Origin of the sequence: Limnohabitans planktonicus II-D5, from assembly GCF_001270065.2 — a bacterium.
GTDB classification, from domain to species: domain Bacteria; phylum Pseudomonadota; class Gammaproteobacteria; order Burkholderiales; family Burkholderiaceae_C; genus Limnohabitans_A; species Limnohabitans_A planktonicus.
Map to the genome: position 1 here is coordinate 1 of NZ_LFYT02000022.1, position 14,814 is coordinate 14,814.

A 14,814-nucleotide genomic window follows, 5' to 3' on the forward strand; every position below is an offset into this window, starting at 1 on the left:
ACTTTGCCCAGCGAGCTGCGCACGCTGGTTTGGCAGCATCAACGCGTTGCCTACACCGCCTTGATGGATTGCGCCTGGCAGACGTTACGCGTCTTCAGTGCCAACCACAAACAGTTGCAAGGCACGCCCGGGGCCATGGCCGTACTGCATACCCATTCGCGGCAGTTGGAGTTTCATCCACACGTTCATGTGCTCATGCCTGCGGCGGCGCTGGATGCCAACAAAGGCTTGTGGCGCAGCATGCGCCGCAGCAATAAGGGCGGCGACTACTTGTTCAGCCACAAAGCATTGGCCAAAGTCTTTCGCGCCAAGTTCTTGGCCGCCCTGCGTGAACAAGGTCTGACGCCGCCGGCGAACTTGCCGCAAGTGTGGGTGGTTGATTGCAAGCGTGTGGGCAGTGGTCACAAGGCCATCATCTACTTGGGCCGCTATCTGTACCGGGGCGTCATTCAGGAGAAGGACATCTTGCGCTGCGACGGCAACAACGTCACCTACCGTTGGCGCGACAGCAAAACCAAACGCTTGACCACGCGCACCGTGAGTGGCGCGCAGTTTCTGCGCCTGGTGATGCAGCATGTGCTACCCAAGGGCTTTCGAAGGGCGCGCAACTATGGTTTCTTGCATCCGAACAGCAAAAGGCTGATCACCTTGTTGAAGTTGCTGGTGTTCAAGCGCCCAAGTGGCACCGCAACCCCATCAACGACATCTCAGACCACTCCTCGTGCGCAATGGAAGTGCGCGTGCTGCGCCGGTGCCATGAGGGTGCTACGCCGCCGAATCTTGCCATCGACCAATGCGCCGCCACCGCAACACAGTCAGGCCACCACGAACCAGTAACACGCCCGATCTCAACTTGAGGATCGCGCAACAGTGCCCCAAAAGCACTGTGCATGTGCTCGACCAAAAACAGCCTCACATTGCCCAAAAAGTGCCGCAATGGCACAAGGCGCACCGCCTTTGTATCACGTGAGCCAAGTGAATGCTCAATCGCACAGGCAGGACAAAAAAGATATTTTCTGTAGGGCAAAAACCAGCGCCTAGAACCGGGCTCGTCCAACAAACGGATCAGGTCGCGGCTTCGCGCGACCTATCCTTACTCGTTAGGCCGCACCGCCACGAGCTCGGGCCTCTTGTAGCGCCGAGTACAACAGCCGGATTCCGAACACACCGACCAGGGCTCCTGCCACGCGAGCCACGAGCGCATGAGACCGCGCGTATGCGGTTTGGATTCGGCTGTGAGAGAAGGCAACGGCGAGCAAGGTGTGCCATGCGAACGCGTTTGCCAGTACGACCACGACCGCGAGCGAGAGGAGCAATGGCGATGGTTGCTCCGGCATCGATGTAGCGAACACACTGGCGAAGAACAGCGCGGACTTGGGATTCATGATGTTGGTAAGGAAGCCAACTCGGAATGCAGCCAGCGCCGAAAGTTCGGCGGCCTCGTGTGCCGCGCTCGAAGTGCTCGACCTCCACAGTCGCAGTGCGACGTAAATGAGATAGAGGCCGCCAGCAACTTGGATGCTCAAGCGAAGCGCTGGATGTGCGGCGAAGACTGCGCCCACGCCCAAGACGGCCAAGGCGGACCAGACACCGGCAACTGCAGTCACGCCAAGGCCTGCGAAGAAAGCCACACGACGAGACTGACTGGCGGCGAGGCTCGTCACGACAAGGACGTTGGCTCCTGGTGTCACCAGGATGACCCAGTGCAGCAGGGCAATGGAGATGAGGACGGGAAGCATGTTCTGTGCGGCCTAACGCTGAAGTTGAACGGCGGCTTGCATGAGCCAGCGCGGAGCGGACCATTCACGGGCTGCGGTTCGTCGGCCCATGCAAGCCTTCCGCTCCAACTTTGAATTGGGCACTGTTTCTTTCCTAATCATGCTTTGCAAAGACCCGTGAGGCGAAACCATCCAATTCGCCTAACGGCCTGCCGTAGAGGTGAAGATGAAACGTCGGTCCATCTCCGACAACCTCTGTTGAATGAATGGCGTCTGCCGCAAGAACCATTGACTCACCGGGGCCGACGACTACGCGGTTGATCGGCGCGACACGTCTGCCCGGAACCCTCCGATACAGATCATTGGCCTCATTCCCGCAGACCCCGGCGATAACCGTCCATGTTCCGTGTTCGTGGGGCGGACTTGTGACGCCCTGTCCATCCGACACCAGATACAGCGACGGGGCGCCTGCGAGAACGGCCAACTCGTAGAGAAGTTCCTCGCTCGGCGCCGCCGCGCGCCAAGATGTCGCCCTCCAGTACGGCGATCGCGCAAGGCGCTGAAGCACAGCGGCGACCTCCTCCAGCGCGCTTTCACCGCTTCTCGGCGTTAACGCGCGGATCGTAGACATCGCCGCGATTGAATCGCGCAGCGCTTCGGAAGAAGAAGTCGTCATGTCTACCTAACGTTGGAGGTAATTGGGCCGTTGCGGTATGTGGCTAAAGGCCCAGAATGAAATAGCGAGGTCATGCCGCATTGCGCATTGATACCACTGACATCAGACGTTTTGGCATACGGAAACCTCTTTCGAGAAAGAACGCCTCGGTCTCCTGAAATGGTGTGGCGTAAATGGGAACACCACGGCACTTCTCGACCACATGCGCCAGTAATGATGAACCAATGCCCCGATGTTGATGACTCGGACGAACGACAAGCTCACCGACAAAGGTTGAGAATGCGCCATCCGTGAAGGCACTGATGTAACCAACGAGTACGCCATCAGAGTCTCGGCAATAGGCAATGATCGGATAGGCCGACAATGATCTTTCGATCTCTGCTGCGTTGTAATTCGTCTCTTTGCCCCATCCCACAGAGGCCATCAAATTGGCAACCTCTGTTGGGGCGACGTTCTTGTCTGAAATTACCTTGAAACTAGACATTGCAATCTCCTACGAAAGTGGATGCGGCATATGTCATGTAAACCGCAAAACCTGGTTGACACATCCGGGCCGTGTCGATACATCTTTCAGATAAATTGGCTGCAAGCCGCTTGCGCCTAGGCTTACAGATTCACAGACTGTCTTTTGATGCAGGTACAAAATTGCCATGAAACCCTGCGCCCCTTCCTTGCAGTCCAACCGCTTGCTCGATCAGGTGCGCGAGCGGCTTCCAAGTCCAAACTATAGCCTCAAAATATAGATAAATTAATTCTATTGATTTCGTTTTTTAATCAAAAGGAGAGCTATTTAGGATGGTGGCATGCAACACCCTCGCGAGAAGTGTGTGGCCGTATTGGAAGCGTTTTTGGCCATGCTAACCAAGGACGAGGTGGCTGGCCTATTGGCGCAAATGGAGGTGGCGACCGCACTGCTGGCGGGTGGCACCACCCGCCCTTTGGATTTATGGTTTCAAGTCTGAACAGACCTCATAAGCGCACAGGAATGCCCCGCTCCCGCATCCGCTCTTTAGCCTGCTGCACCGTGTATTCACCGTAATGGAAGATGCTCGCTGCCAGCACGGCATCAGCCCCTCCGATGCTCACGCCGTCGGCCAGGTGGTCGAGGTTACCCACGCCGCCAGATGCGATCACCGGCACGCTCACGGCGTCGCTCACGGCGCGGGTCAGTTGCAGGTCAAAGCCGCTTTTGGTGCCGTCGCGGTCCATGCTGGTGAGCAGGATTTCGCCCGCGCCGTATTCGGCCATTTGCGTGGCCCAGGCCACGGCGTCCAGGCCCACGTTTTTGCGGCCGCCGTGGCTGTACACGTCCCAGCCGGGGCCCATGGGAAGACCGTTGTTGCCAATGCGTTGCTCGTCTTCCACGCTGCGGCGCTTGGCGTCGATGGCCACCACGATGCACTGCGCGCCGTATTTGGCAGACGCTTCGCGGATGACTTGCGGGTTGGCAATGGCGGCCGAGTTGAAGCTGGTTTTGTCGGCACCGGCGTTGAGCAAGCGGCGCACGTCTTCCACCGTGCGCACACCGCCGCCCACGGTGAGCGGGATGAAGACCTGGCTGGCCACGGCTTCGATGATGTGCAGGATCACGTCGCGCCCGTCGCTGGTGGCGGTGATGTCCAAAAACGTGAGTTCGTCAGCGCCCTGCTCGTTGTAACGGGCCGCGATTTCGACCGGGTCACCTGCGTCGCGCAGTTCGACAAAGTTGACGCCCTTGACGACGCGACCGCCGGTCACGTCGAGGCAAGTGATGATGCGTTTGGCGAGCATGTTTCAGTGACCCTCTTGCGATTCGATGGAGACGGTAATGGGCTTGATGTCGGTTTGTGTGGCCGAGATGTACAGATGCTCCAGAACGCCATTGCGCTCGACGACCACAGCGGTTTGGGTTTGCGCAGCCGTTCGCCGGGCTTGATTGGCCGCCCTGGCCATGGCAGCCACCGATCCTCTCAGGCTGCTGCTGCGTGCTTGTTCAATTGACATCATCTGACTCATTTTTTTGCCCAATCCAAAGTTGCTTGCATCATGCACACAAAGCCAAGCGTTGCCAGCCAGCCCAGCGCCCACCCGCAGGCAAGGTGATGGGCTCGTAGACCTGCGCGGCTTCGACGCACAGCATGTGCCGCCAGCCGTCTTCGGGCATGTCGGCCAGGCGCTTGCACAGGTCTTGCGCGGGGTTCCAGACCACGGTGTTGGCCCAGCTGGGGCTTTGGCTGATGTGCAATGTATCGTTCAGCGTCATGGGCTGTGGCCCAGCTTCGTACACGCGGTCAAATTCGGCGGCAAAACAGATCGTGTCGGGAGCGGGCGCATGGGTGTCGGTGAGTGAATCCCACTCGGGCTGACCGCCCAGGCCCTGCAGCGTGGCCTGCGTCACGTCGGGCACGGCCAAATAGGTGTGCAGTGCACCAGAGAACGCCAGCGCTTGGGTGTCTGTGTTGTGCACGTCCAGCGTCAGTTGCAAGGCACCCGGGCTCAGGTCGATGTGCAGCGCCAAGGCAAAGGCTTGGGGCCAGCAGGCGCGGGTCTGGATGTTGTCATTCAGGCGCAGCGTGAGGCGGGCATGCTCGGCACCTAGTTCGGGGGCATCAGCCTGCCAGGCCACGTTGCGGGCAAAGCCGTGTTTGGGCAAACGGTCGGCCATGGGGCCGCGTTGGTTGAACTGCGGAAAGCACACAGGCACACCGCCGCGAATGGCGGCTTGGCCGTCCAACATGCTTTGGGGGCTGAGGTACAAGCGCTCTTGCCCGCCCGACACCCAAGACAGCACATGCGCGCCGTGCAGCGCCACCAGCAGGCGGTCGCCTTGCGGCAGCGTCAATTCGCAAGCGGGCATGCCCGCGAACGCGGTGTCGCGACAAGTGGCCTGAGCGCTCATGTGCAATCGCGAAGGGATGGATCAGCCGTTGAGTTCGTCGGCGCGTTGCTGCGCCAGCGCGAAGTCGAGGTCGCCCGAGTACACGGCACGGCCGCAGATCACGCCTTCCACGCCTTCATCTTCGACAGCGCACAGCTGCTCGATGTCAGCCATGTTGGAAAGGCCGCCCGATGCGATCACGGGAATGGTCAGGGCTTGAGCCAGCTTGACGGTGGCGTCGATGTTGATGCCGCTGAGCATGCCGTCACGGCCGATGTCGGTGTAAATGATGGACTCAACGCCCCAGTCTTCGAACTTCTTGGCCAAGTCCACCACTTCGTGGCCGGTGAGCTTGCTCCAGCCGTCGGTGGCCACTTTGCCGTCTTTGGCGTCCAGGCCCACGATGATGTGGCCGCCAAAGGCGGTGCAGGCGTCTTTCAAGAAGCCGGGGTTCTTGACGGCGGCGGTGCCGATGATGACGTAGCGCAGGCCGCTGTCGATGTATTTTTCAATGGTGTCCAGATCGCGGATGCCACCACCGAGCTGCACCGGGATGTCGTCGCCCACGGCCTTGAGGATGGACTTGATGGCGCTGAAGTTTTGCGGCTTGCCCGCGAACGCGCCGTTCAGATCCACCAGGTGCAGGCGGCGTGCGCCTTTTTCCAGCCAGGTGCGCGCCATGGCAGCGGGGTCTTCACCGAAGGTCGTGGCTTGGTCCATATCGCCTTGCTTGAGGCGAACGCAGTGGCCGTCTTTGAGGTCAATGGCGGGGATCAGAATCATGGCGAATTAAAAAAAGACTGAGGGGCTGAAAAACGGCAGTGAAAACTTCTCAAGGCTGCCAGTGGAGGAAATTGCGGAACAAGGCCAAACCTTGGGCCGCGCTTTTTTCGGGGTGAAACTGGGTGGCAAATATGTTGTCACGGGCAATGGCGCAAGCAAAGCGGCCGCCGTAATCGGTCTGGGCCGCGCTGTGCGCCGGGTTGGCCACCTGGGCATAGAAGCTGTGCACAAAATAATACCAGCTGCCGTCCTCGACGCCTTGCCACAGGGCATGCGCTGGTTGGTCTTGCCAAACTTGGTTCCAGCCCATTTGCGGCACTTTGTAGCGGGTGCCATCGGGCTGGATGCGTCCGGCCAAATCAAACTTGACCACGCATCCGGGGATCAGGCCCAAGCCAGGTGTGTCGCCCTCTTCGCTGTGGTCCAGCAGCATTTGCATGCCCACACACACGCCAAACAGGGGTTTGCTGGCTGCGGCTTCGAGCACGGCGTCCATCAATCCCGAATCGCGCAGCTCGCGCATGCAGTCGGGCATGGCGCCCTGCCCCGGCAAAACCACACGGTGCGCGTTGCGCACGACTTGCGGGTCGGATGTGACGGTGACTTCGGCATGGTCCACGCTGGAGGCGGCATGCATCACCGCCTGCGCCACGCTGCGCAGGTTGCCCATGCCGTAGTCCACGACGGCGACGCGATTGACGCTCATGTCAGAGGCTGCCTTTGGTCGAGGGGATCACGCCTGCCGAGCGAGGATCGAGTTCGAGTGCAGCACGCACGGCGCGGGCAAAGGCCTTGAAGATGGTCTCGCACTGGTGGTGTGCGTTCACGCCCTTGAGGTTGTCGATGTGCAAGGTGCACAGGGCGTGGTTCACAAAGCCCTGAAAAAATTCGTAAATCAACTGGGTGTCGAGCGAGCCCAGCGAGCCGGAGGTGAAGTTCACATCCATGTGCAGGCCGGGGCGACCCGAAAAATCCACCACCACGCGGCTCAGGGCTTCGTCCAGCGGCACGTAGGCGTGGCCATAGCGGCGGATGCCTTTTTTGTCGCCAATGGCCTGTGCAAAAGCCTGGCCCAGGGTGATGCCGATGTCTTCCACGGTGTGGTGGCCGTCAATGTGCAAGTCGCCTTCGCACGAGATGTCCAGATCAATCAAACCGTGGCGGGCGATCTGGTCCAGCATGTGGTCCAGAAAACCGATGCCCGAAGCCAACTTGGCCTGGCCTGTGCCGTCCAGGTTGATGGCGACACGGATGTTCGTCTCGGCGGTCTTGCGCGTGACATCGGCGATGCGGTCAGCACTGCGGTTCATAAGGAGACTTTCAGAGCGGCAAGGAGTTGGTCGTTTTCTGCAGCGGTGCCCACCGTCAGGCGCAGGCAATTGGCGAGCAATGGGTGCATTTTAGAAATGTTCTTGATCAGCACACCGTGGGCCTTCAGACCGTCGAAGGTTTTGGCCGCATCGGGCACGCGGGCCAGGATCATGTTGGCTTCGCTCGGGAACGGGGTCACACCAGGCAAGGTGGCCAGTTCTTTCAGCAAACGGGTACGCTGCTCGCGCAGGTCTTTGGCTTGGGCTGCAAACACCTCGGCGTGTTCCAGCGCAAACAAAGCGCATTCGGTGTTGAGCACGCTGATGTTGTAGGGCGGGCGCACTTTGTCGATCTCGGCCACCAAGGCCTTGGGGCCAATCATGTAGCCCAGGCGCACCCCGGCCAAACCAAACTTGGACAGCGTGCGCATCAAGAGCACATGGGTGTGGCGGGTGATGCGGTCTGCGTAGCTGCGGCTGGCAAAGGGCTGGTAAGCCTCGTCCATGACGACCAAGCCGCCTTGTGCACCTTGGGCGAGGACGATCTTTTCGATCGTGTCGTCGTTCCACAGGTTGCCGGTGGGGTTGTTGGGGTAAGCCAGGTAGACAATGGACGGCTTGTGCTGATCAATCGCGGCCAGCATGGCGGCTTCGTCGAGTTCAAAGTCGGCGGTGAGCGGCACGCCGTGGAAGGCCAGGCCTTGCAGCTGGGCGCTCATGGCGTACATCACAAAGCCGGGCAAAGGCGAGAGGATGCTGGCACCGGGAACGTCGCAGGCCATGGCCAGCAAGGAGATCAATTCGTCAGAGCCGTTGCCCAGCATGATGTCGAAGCCTTCGGGCATGCCGGCGTGGTGGGCCAAAGCATGGCGCAGTTCGTTCACGCGGCCGTCGGGGTAGCGGTTGAGCGCCAGGGCACCCAAGCGCTCGCCCAGCGCTTTTTGCAGCTCAGCCGGCAGTCTGTGCGGGTTTTCCATCGCGTCGAGCTTGACCATGCCGACCGAGTCCTGGATGGCGTAGGCGTGCATGGACTTCACGTCTTGGCGGATGCGTTGCGTCAATTGGGGGCTCACGGTCATGTCGGCTCTCGCATGGGGGGAACAGGGTTCAAACGCAATTCGGCAGCGCGGGCGTGGGCTTGCAGGCCTTCGCCATAGGCCAGCTCGGCGGCGATGCGGCCCAGAGGCTGCGCACCGGCTTCGCTCACCTCGATCAGGCTGCTGCGTTTTTGGAAGTCGTACACGCCCAAAGGCGAGGAGAAACGCGCTGTGCCGCTGGTGGGCAGCACATGGTTGGGGCCTGCGCAGTAGTCGCCCAGCGACTCGCTGGTGAAAGCGCCCAAAAAGATGGCCCCCGCGTGGCGCAGCAGCGGCTCCCAGCGGTGTGGCTCGCTGCTCGACACCTCCAAGTGTTCGGGTGCAATGCGGTTGCTGATGGCGCAGGCTTCTTCCATGCTGCGTGTCAGGATCAAAGCGCCGCGGTCGTTGAGCGACTTGGCGATGATCTTGCGGCGGGGCATGGTGGGCAGCAGGCGGTCAATGGCGGCTTGCACTTCGGCGATGTAGGCCGCATCAGGACACAGCAAAATGCTTTGCGCCAGCTCGTCGTGCTCGGCCTGGCTGAACAAATCCATCGCCACCCATTCGGCGGGCGTGCTGCCATCGGCCAACACCAGAATTTCAGAGGGGCCCGCGATCATGTCGATGCCCACGGTGCCGAACACGCGCTTTTTGGCGCTGGCCACATAGGCGTTGCCCGGGCCGGTGATCTTGTCCACCTTGGGGATGGTGGCGGTGCCGTAGGCCAAAGCCCCCACCGCTTGCGCTCCACCCACGGTGAAGGCACGCGTGACGCCTGCCACATAGGCGGCGGCCAACACGAGTTCATTGCGCTCGCCCCGGCTGGAAACGGCTGCCTCTCCAGAGCCGCCCGTGGCCACGCTGCCGCGCACGGGTGTGGGCACGACCATGATGATGTCCTGCACCCCGGCCACATGGGCGGGGATGGCGTTCATCAACACCGAAGAGGGGTAAGCGGCCTTGCCTCCGGGCACATAAATGCCCACGCGGTCGAGCGGTGTGACCTTCTGGCCGAGCAAGGTGCCGTCTTCGTCGCGGTAGCTCCAGCTCTCGCCAGACGCTTTCTTTTGCGCCTCGTGGTACTTGCGCACCCGGGCGGCGGCAGCTTGCAGGGCTTCGCGTTGTGCGGCGGGCAGGCTGTCGAGTGCCGCTTTCAGTTCGGCCTGGGTGATCTCCAAAGCTTTCACATCGGGGGCTTGCAGGCCGTCAAAACGCTGGGTGTACTCCAGCACCGCCGCATCGCCGCGCTTTTGCACGTCGGCCAGGATGTCGGCCACGCGCTGCTCGATGGCTGCATCGGTGTCGGCAGACCAATGCAGGCGGGCCGCGAAGGCCGCTTCAAAACCGGCGTCTGCCGTGTTCAGTTGCAACGGTTTGGCGTGCAGTGCCATCGAGTCCATGGGGGTCAGTCTTTCTTCACTGCGCCCGCAAAGGCGTCGATGATGGCGCGAATCGGCGCTTGCTTGAGCTTGAGCGCGGCCTGGTTCACGACCAAGCGCGAGCTGATGTCCATGATGCGTTCGACTTCGACCAGGTGGTTGGCCTTGAGCGTGTTGCCCGTCGACACCAAGTCCACAATCGCATCGGCCAGACCCGTGAGGGGGGCCAGCTCCATGCTGCCGTAGAGCTTGATCATGTCGACGTGCACGCCTTTGGTGGCAAAGAAGTCGCGGGCAATCGCGGTGTATTTGGTCGCCACTTTCAGGCGAGCGCCAGTGCGCACCTGCGCCGCGTAGTCATAGTCGGCGCGCACTGCCACACTCATGCGGCATTTGGCGATGTTCAGGTCCAGCGGTTGATACAGGCCTTGGCCACCATGCTCAATCAACGTGTCCAGGCCCGTCACACCCAGGTCAGCACCGCCGTATTCCACATAAGTGGGCACGTCACTGGCGCGCACCAAGACCACGCGCACGTTGGGCTGGTTGGTGGGTAAGATCAGCTTGCGCGATTTTTCGGGGTCTTCGAGCACCTCGATGCCTGCGGCTTTGAGCAACGGCAGGGTTTCGTCAAAGATGCGTCCTTTGGACAGGGCCAGCGTGATCATTTCACTCTTTCGATGTCGGCCCCCAGGCCGCGCAGTTTCAACTCCATCCGGTCGTAGCCACGGTCCAGGTGGTAGATGCGGTCGACGATGGTTTCGCCTTCGGCCACCAAGCCGGCAATCACCAAGCTGGCCGATGCCCGCAAGTCGGTGGCCATGACCGTTGCGCCCGAGAGCTTTTCCACGCCCTCGATCACCGACACTTTGCCGTCGATCTGGATGTGCGCACCCAGGCGCACCAGCTCGTTGACGTGCATGAATCGGTTTTCAAAAATGGTCTCGGTCACCTTGCTCGCACCCTGCGAGATGCAGTTGAGCGCCATGAATTGGGCCTGCATGTCGGTGGGGAAACCCGGGTATTCGGTGGTGCGAAAGCTCTGGGCTTTCAGGCGGCCATCGGCCTTGACGCGGATGAAGCCTTCGCCCGCCTCAATAGTGGCACCGGCATCACGCAATTTTTCGATGACCACTTCGAGGTGGTCGGCGCGACCGTGGCGCAAAACAACGTCACCGCCCGTGGCCGCAACGGCGCACAAAAAGGTGCCCGCCTCGATGCGGTCGGCCACCACCTGGTGCTCACAACCATGCAGACGCTCCACACCCTGAATGCGGATGCGGCGTGTGCCGTGGCCTTCGATCTTCGCGCCCATCTGAATGAGCATTTCGGCCAGATCGCCAATTTCAGGTTCTTGCGCTGCGTTTTCAAGCACCGTCTCACCTTCGGCCAAGGCCGCGGCCATCATGAAATTTTCAGTGCCGGTGACGGTGACCATGTCGGTGGTGATGTGCGCACCTTTGAGGCGCGTGCGACCTTCAGGCAAGCTGGCCAGCATGTAGCCGTGTTCCACCGTGATCACCGCGCCCATGGCCTGCAGGCCTTTGATGTGCTGATCTACCGGCCGCGAGCCAATGGCGCAACCACCGGGCAAAGACACTTTGGCATGGCCAAAACGGGCCAACAAGGGGCCCAGCGCCAGCACCGAGGCACGCATGGTTTTCACCAGCTCGTAAGGGGCTTCGGGGTTGTTAAGCCCACCGGCATCGAGGGTGACGCGTCCGTCTTCATGGTGTTCGGCGCTCACGCCCATGTTGCGGATCAGTTTGAGCATGGTCGAGACGTCTTGCAGACGCGGCACATTGCTCAGGGTCACGGGCTCGGCCGTCAACAGCGCAGCGCACAGTTCGGGCAAGGCCGCGTTTTTGGCACCCGCCACATCGAGCGTGCCTTGCAGGCGCTTGCCGCCGCGAATGATCAATTTATCCATGGGTCAATGGGGTTGGGTGAAGCCAGCAAAGGCGTTCAGTTGTTTTGCGCTGCCCATTCGGCAGACGTGAAAGTTTTCATCGACAGGGCGTGCACCTCATCGGTGTGCATTTTCTGGCCCAGCGTGGCGTACACCCGCTGGTGGCGAGCGATGGGTCGCAAACCGACAAAGGCATCGGACACCACCACAGCGCTCCAGTGGCGACCATCGCCCTCCACAGTCAGGTGGGTGCAGTCGAGGCCTGCGGCAATGATGGCTTGAAGTTGCTGTGCGTTCATGGGGAGTCAGCTCCGGATTTTGTAGCCGATGCGCAAAAGGTGAAGTGTCAAGGCACTGATGGCGGCCAAGGCAGTGCCCACCACCGCCAGACTGAGCCAGGGGGAGACATCGCTTTGGCCAAAAAAGCCGTAACGGAAACCGTCGATCATGTAGAAAAACGGATTCAGGTGGCTGAGTTTTTGCCAAAACGGCGGCAGCGAATGGATGGAATAAAACACGCCCGACAAGAACGTCATGGGCATGATGATGAAGTTCTGGAACGCGGCCATTTGGTCGAACTTTTCAGCCCACAGCCCAGCAATCACGCCCAATGCACCCATCATGGCCGCGCCCATGAAGGCAAAGGCCAAAATCCACAGCGGATTGACGAAGGTGATGTTGACCATCCAGCCGGTGATCACAAACACCCCCAGACCCACAGCCAATCCACGCACGATGGAGGAGCCCACGTAGGCCACAAACCAACTGCGGTGCGACAAGGGCGTGAGCAGCAAAAACACCAAGCTGCCCATGATCTTGCTTTGCACCAGGCTCGACGAGCTGTTGGCAAAAGCGTTTTGCAGCACGCCCATCATCATCAGGCCCGGTAGTAAAAAGGAGGTGTAGGCCACGTTGTCATAGACCTTGACATGGTCCTCGAGCACATGGCCAAAGATGAGCATGTACAGCACCGAGGTGAGCACAGGTGCACCCACCGTCTGGAAAGCGACTTTCCAAAAACGCAGCACCTCTTTGTAGAGCAAGGTTTGCCAGCCGGTCATGCCAGGGCTCCCGAGGCGGTTTGTTTGCGGTTCATGACTTCGAGGAACACGTCTTCGAGGTCGGCCTGGCGAATTTCCACGTCTTCCACCACCAGCCCCGCTGTGCGCAGGGTGGTCAGGTGGTTTTCGATTTCGACAGCGTTGTGAACCGGCAACTGGACGATGCGGCCCGTGACGCGGGCAATGGCCGCCACGGCTGGGGGCAAGTCGCCGTCAAGTTTGAAGCGCAGTACCTGGCTGGTGGCCGAACGGAGCAAGTCGGACGTGCGCTCCAGCGCCAGCAACTGACCGTTCTTGAGCATGGCAATGCGCCCACACAGGGCTTCAGCCTCTTCGAGGTAATGGGTGGTGAGCAAGACGGTGTGGCCTTGCTTGTTGAGTTTGGCGATGAAGGCCCACAAGGTCTGGCGCAATTCGACATCGACCCCGGCCGTGGGTTCATCGAGCACGATCACGCGGGGCTTGTGCACAAGAGCCTGCGCCACCAGCACTCGGCGCTTCATGCCGCCCGAGAGCTGGCGCATGTTGGAGCCTGCCTTGTCGGCCAAGCCCAGGCTGTCCAGCAATTCGTCGATCCAGGCGTCGTTGTGCTTGACGCCGAAATAGCCCGACTGGATGCGCAGCGACTCGCGCACCGTGAAAAACGGGTCAAACACCAGCTCTTGCGGCACCACGCCCAACAGTCTGCGCGCTGCGGCGTAGTCGGTTTGTACGTCGTGGCCATGCACCAGCACGCGCCCTGTTGTGGGGCGGCTCAGGCCCGCCAAAATGCTGATCAAGGTGGTTTTACCCGCACCGTTGGGGCCCAACAATCCAAAGAATTCGCCTTCCTGGACCTCCAGAGACACTTGCTTGAGTGCATGCAAGGCAGGCGCACCCGCGCTGCGGGAGGGATAAGTTTTGGAAACGGATTGGAAGGACAGAGCAGGCATGAGAGAGCTTTATTTTAAGTGCTGCTCCGAGCAAGCACCGTGCCGTGGCGAAGATAGCGCCAAAAAGAGGTTCACCAGGGCTTGTTTTTACGCAACACTTTGCCAAAAAACCGCTGATGACAAGGCGGCTGTGCACCAAAGGTGCAGGGGCTGGATCAAGTCGATTCCAGCAAATCCACCACACCGTACAGCGTGGCCAACTCGCGCAAACGTGCAGTCATGCCCAGCACCACCAATTGACGCCCCAAAGCCAGAACCTCCCGGCGCAAACCCAGCAAAACGGCCAGCGCCGAAGAATCAAAATCCTGCAAGGCCGAAACATCGACTTGAACCGGCTCTGCTGACAAAGGCTGCGCCTTCAACTGCGCTATCCACTGCGACAGACAGGCATTGGCCTGAGCATGTATCAAGCTGGTGGGCAGTTTCAGATCACTCATCGTCAGGCCTTTGCAGATCAGGGTTTGCCAGCGTTGGACTTGTTGCGGGCCACCAAACTGGCAATCAAGGCATCCATACCGCCCGCGTTGATTTCTTTGGTGAACTGCGTGCGGTAGTTTTCGATGAGCCAGACACCCAGCACATTCAGGTCAAAAATCATCCAGCCAGCGCCTTCGCCAGGTGTTTTTTCAAGACGGTAATCCAATTGAATGGGATCGCCTTTGCCTCGCACTTCCGTATTGACCACCAGATTTTTGTCTTCCTGACCGGGGCGCAGGGGTTTGACCACAACCACTTGGTCACTCACCTGACTGAGTGCGCCCGAATAGGTGCGTATCAGCAAGACCTTGAACTCGTCTTGCAACTTTTTTTGCTGCTCAGGCGTGGCTTTACGCCAAGCCGGGCCGGTGGCCAGCGCGGTCATGCGGCGGAAATTGACGTGCGGCATCAACTTGTTGTCAACCATCTGCATGATTTTGCTCACGTCGCCGTTGCGTAAAGCCTTATCAGCTTTGATCGTGTCCAGCGTGTCGGTGGTGATGCGTTTGATGAAAGCTTCGGGCGCTTCATCTGTAGCCCATGCCGCGCCAAACGTGGTGCTCAGGCCCACTGCCAGCAGGGCACCCACAAAATTGCGCCGGGAAAAGGAGTTCAGAATGTTTTTCATACAGT

General features: G+C 60.2%; 20 protein-coding genes. 2 read left to right on the forward strand and 18 right to left on the reverse strand.

The window, feature by feature from the left end:
• Positions 1-837, forward strand: an 837-nt coding sequence (locus tag H663_RS35080) for an IS91 family transposase (protein ID WP_116695904.1), incomplete at its 5' end; no start/stop codon positions are given.
• 263 nt (positions 838-1,100) lie between these two features.
• Here H663_RS35080 and H663_RS35085 read toward each other — a convergent pair.
• The 3 genes from H663_RS35085 to H663_RS35095 form a co-directional block, all read right to left on the reverse strand.
• On the reverse strand, positions 1,101-1,739 hold the full coding sequence (locus H663_RS35085; protein ID WP_053172204.1) for a LysE family translocator: 639 nt from the start codon (positions 1,737-1,739) through the stop codon (positions 1,101-1,103).
• A gap of 133 nt (positions 1,740-1,872) precedes the next feature.
• The gene (locus H663_RS41670) at positions 1,873-2,394 is read right to left on the reverse strand and encodes a cysteine dioxygenase family protein (protein WP_165803929.1); all 522 of its coding nucleotides are present in this window, start codon (positions 2,392-2,394) and stop codon (positions 1,873-1,875) included.
• A 70-nt stretch (positions 2,395-2,464) separates the two neighbouring features.
• Positions 2,465-2,878: a GNAT family N-acetyltransferase gene (locus H663_RS35095; RefSeq protein ID WP_053172208.1), complete on the reverse strand. Its 414-nt coding sequence runs from the start codon at positions 2,876-2,878 to the stop codon at positions 2,465-2,467.
• A 319-nt stretch (positions 2,879-3,197) separates the two neighbouring features.
• Here H663_RS35095 and H663_RS41675 point away from each other — a divergent pair, with 319 nt between their 5' ends.
• Complete coding sequence (locus H663_RS41675; RefSeq protein WP_165803930.1) at positions 3,198-3,356, forward strand: hypothetical protein; 159 nt, start codon at positions 3,198-3,200, stop codon at positions 3,354-3,356.
• A 7-nt stretch (positions 3,357-3,363) separates the two neighbouring features.
• Here H663_RS41675 and hisF read toward each other — a convergent pair whose 3' ends face one another.
• The 15 genes from hisF to H663_RS35170 form a co-directional block, all read right to left on the reverse strand.
• Positions 3,364-4,164, reverse strand: a complete 801-nt coding sequence (hisF, locus tag H663_RS35100; RefSeq protein WP_053172211.1) for an imidazole glycerol phosphate synthase subunit HisF — start codon at positions 4,162-4,164, stop codon at positions 3,364-3,366.
• 3 nt (positions 4,165-4,167) lie between these two features.
• Entirely contained in the window at positions 4,168-4,377 is a 210-nt protein-coding gene (locus tag H663_RS35105) for a hypothetical protein (protein WP_133240039.1), read from the reverse strand.
• A gap of 40 nt (positions 4,378-4,417) precedes the next feature.
• Positions 4,418-5,272 carry a D-hexose-6-phosphate mutarotase gene (locus tag H663_RS35110; protein WP_053172213.1) on the reverse strand — a complete coding sequence of 285 codons (855 nt, stop codon included), beginning with the start codon at positions 5,270-5,272 and terminating at the stop codon, positions 4,418-4,420.
• Between the two features lie 21 nt (positions 5,273-5,293).
• Positions 5,294-6,034 (reverse strand): 1-(5-phosphoribosyl)-5-[(5-phosphoribosylamino)methylideneamino]imidazole-4-carboxamide isomerase, encoded by a 741-nt coding sequence (gene hisA, locus H663_RS35115; protein ID WP_053172214.1) that lies wholly within the window; start codon positions 6,032-6,034, stop codon positions 5,294-5,296.
• A 49-nt stretch (positions 6,035-6,083) separates the two neighbouring features.
• Complete coding sequence (gene hisH / locus H663_RS35120; RefSeq protein ID WP_053172215.1) at positions 6,084-6,740, reverse strand: imidazole glycerol phosphate synthase subunit HisH; 657 nt, start codon at positions 6,738-6,740, stop codon at positions 6,084-6,086.
• Position 6,741: 1 nt separating this feature from the next.
• Positions 6,742-7,344 carry an imidazoleglycerol-phosphate dehydratase HisB gene (gene hisB / locus H663_RS35125; RefSeq protein WP_053172216.1) on the reverse strand — a complete coding sequence of 201 codons (603 nt, stop codon included), beginning with the start codon at positions 7,342-7,344 and terminating at the stop codon, positions 6,742-6,744.
• Positions 7,341-8,423: a histidinol-phosphate transaminase gene (gene hisC, locus H663_RS35130; RefSeq protein WP_053172217.1), complete on the reverse strand. Its 1,083-nt coding sequence runs from the start codon at positions 8,421-8,423 to the stop codon at positions 7,341-7,343. Before hisC ends, hisB begins: the two co-directional genes overlap by 4 nt.
• Positions 8,420-9,814 carry a histidinol dehydrogenase gene (gene hisD, locus H663_RS35135; protein ID WP_053173504.1) on the reverse strand — a complete coding sequence of 465 codons (1,395 nt, stop codon included), beginning with the start codon at positions 9,812-9,814 and terminating at the stop codon, positions 8,420-8,422. Before hisD ends, hisC begins: the two co-directional genes overlap by 4 nt.
• Positions 9,815-9,828: 14 nt before the next feature.
• Positions 9,829-10,470, reverse strand: a complete 642-nt coding sequence (gene hisG, locus H663_RS35140; RefSeq protein ID WP_053172218.1) for an ATP phosphoribosyltransferase — start codon at positions 10,468-10,470, stop codon at positions 9,829-9,831.
• Entirely contained in the window at positions 10,467-11,732 is a 1,266-nt protein-coding gene (gene murA, locus H663_RS35145) for a UDP-N-acetylglucosamine 1-carboxyvinyltransferase (protein ID WP_053172219.1), read from the reverse strand. Before murA ends, hisG begins: the two co-directional genes overlap by 4 nt.
• A gap of 35 nt (positions 11,733-11,767) precedes the next feature.
• Entirely contained in the window at positions 11,768-12,010 is a 243-nt protein-coding gene (locus tag H663_RS35150) for a BolA family protein (RefSeq protein WP_053172221.1), read from the reverse strand.
• A gap of 6 nt (positions 12,011-12,016) precedes the next feature.
• Positions 12,017-12,772 carry an ABC transporter permease gene (locus H663_RS35155; RefSeq protein WP_053172222.1) on the reverse strand — a complete coding sequence of 252 codons (756 nt, stop codon included), beginning with the start codon at positions 12,770-12,772 and terminating at the stop codon, positions 12,017-12,019.
• Positions 12,769-13,704, reverse strand: coding sequence for an ABC transporter ATP-binding protein (locus H663_RS35160; RefSeq protein ID WP_053172223.1), 936 nt, complete (start codon positions 13,702-13,704; stop codon positions 12,769-12,771). The genes H663_RS35155 and H663_RS35160 overlap by 4 nt, the downstream gene beginning before the upstream one ends.
• A 155-nt stretch (positions 13,705-13,859) precedes the next feature.
• The gene (locus tag H663_RS35165) at positions 13,860-14,141 is read right to left on the reverse strand and encodes an STAS domain-containing protein (protein ID WP_053172224.1); all 282 of its coding nucleotides are present in this window, start codon (positions 14,139-14,141) and stop codon (positions 13,860-13,862) included.
• Between the two features lie 17 nt (positions 14,142-14,158).
• A complete protein-coding gene (locus H663_RS35170) occupies positions 14,159-14,809 on the reverse strand; it encodes an MlaC/ttg2D family ABC transporter substrate-binding protein (RefSeq protein ID WP_053172225.1) in 651 nt (216 codons plus the stop codon).
• Positions 14,810-14,814: the final 5 nt, after the last annotated feature.

Coding starts and splice junctions, on each gene's coding strand:
- hisA (WP_053172214.1), bottom strand. CDS start 6,034: ATGATTCTGATCCCCGCCATTGACCTCAAAGACGGCCACTGCGTTCGC.
- H663_RS35150 (WP_053172221.1), bottom strand. CDS start 12,010: ATGAACGCACAGCAACTTCAAGCCATCATTGCCGCAGGCCTCGACTGC.
- murA (WP_053172219.1), bottom strand. CDS start 11,732: ATGGATAAATTGATCATTCGCGGCGGCAAGCGCCTGCAAGGCACGCTC.
- H663_RS35110 (WP_053172213.1), bottom strand. CDS start 5,272: ATGAGCGCTCAGGCCACTTGTCGCGACACCGCGTTCGCGGGCATGCCC.
- H663_RS35165 (WP_053172224.1), bottom strand. CDS start 14,141: ATGAGTGATCTGAAACTGCCCACCAGCTTGATACATGCTCAGGCCAAT.
- H663_RS41675 (WP_165803930.1), top strand. CDS start 3,198: ATGCAACACCCTCGCGAGAAGTGTGTGGCCGTATTGGAAGCGTTTTTG.
- H663_RS35085 (WP_053172204.1), bottom strand. CDS start 1,739: ATGCTTCCCGTCCTCATCTCCATTGCCCTGCTGCACTGGGTCATCCTG.
- hisG (WP_053172218.1), bottom strand. CDS start 10,470: ATGATCACGCTGGCCCTGTCCAAAGGACGCATCTTTGACGAAACCCTG.
- H663_RS35105 (WP_133240039.1), bottom strand. CDS start 4,377: ATGTCAATTGAACAAGCACGCAGCAGCAGCCTGAGAGGATCGGTGGCT.
- hisF (WP_053172211.1), bottom strand. CDS start 4,164: ATGCTCGCCAAACGCATCATCACTTGCCTCGACGTGACCGGCGGTCGC.
- H663_RS35170 (WP_053172225.1), bottom strand. CDS start 14,809: ATGAAAAACATTCTGAACTCCTTTTCCCGGCGCAATTTTGTGGGTGCC.
- hisH (WP_053172215.1), bottom strand. CDS start 6,740: ATGAGCGTCAATCGCGTCGCCGTCGTGGACTACGGCATGGGCAACCTG.
- hisD (WP_053173504.1), bottom strand. CDS start 9,814: ATGGCACTGCACGCCAAACCGTTGCAACTGAACACGGCAGACGCCGGT.
- H663_RS35095 (WP_053172208.1), bottom strand. CDS start 2,878: ATGTCTAGTTTCAAGGTAATTTCAGACAAGAACGTCGCCCCAACAGAG.
- hisB (WP_053172216.1), bottom strand. CDS start 7,344: ATGAACCGCAGTGCTGACCGCATCGCCGATGTCACGCGCAAGACCGCC.
- H663_RS35155 (WP_053172222.1), bottom strand. CDS start 12,772: ATGACCGGCTGGCAAACCTTGCTCTACAAAGAGGTGCTGCGTTTTTGG.
- H663_RS41670 (WP_165803929.1), bottom strand. CDS start 2,394: ATGACGACTTCTTCTTCCGAAGCGCTGCGCGATTCAATCGCGGCGATG.
- hisC (WP_053172217.1), bottom strand. CDS start 8,423: ATGACCGTGAGCCCCCAATTGACGCAACGCATCCGCCAAGACGTGAAG.
- H663_RS35160 (WP_053172223.1), bottom strand. CDS start 13,704: ATGCCTGCTCTGTCCTTCCAATCCGTTTCCAAAACTTATCCCTCCCGC.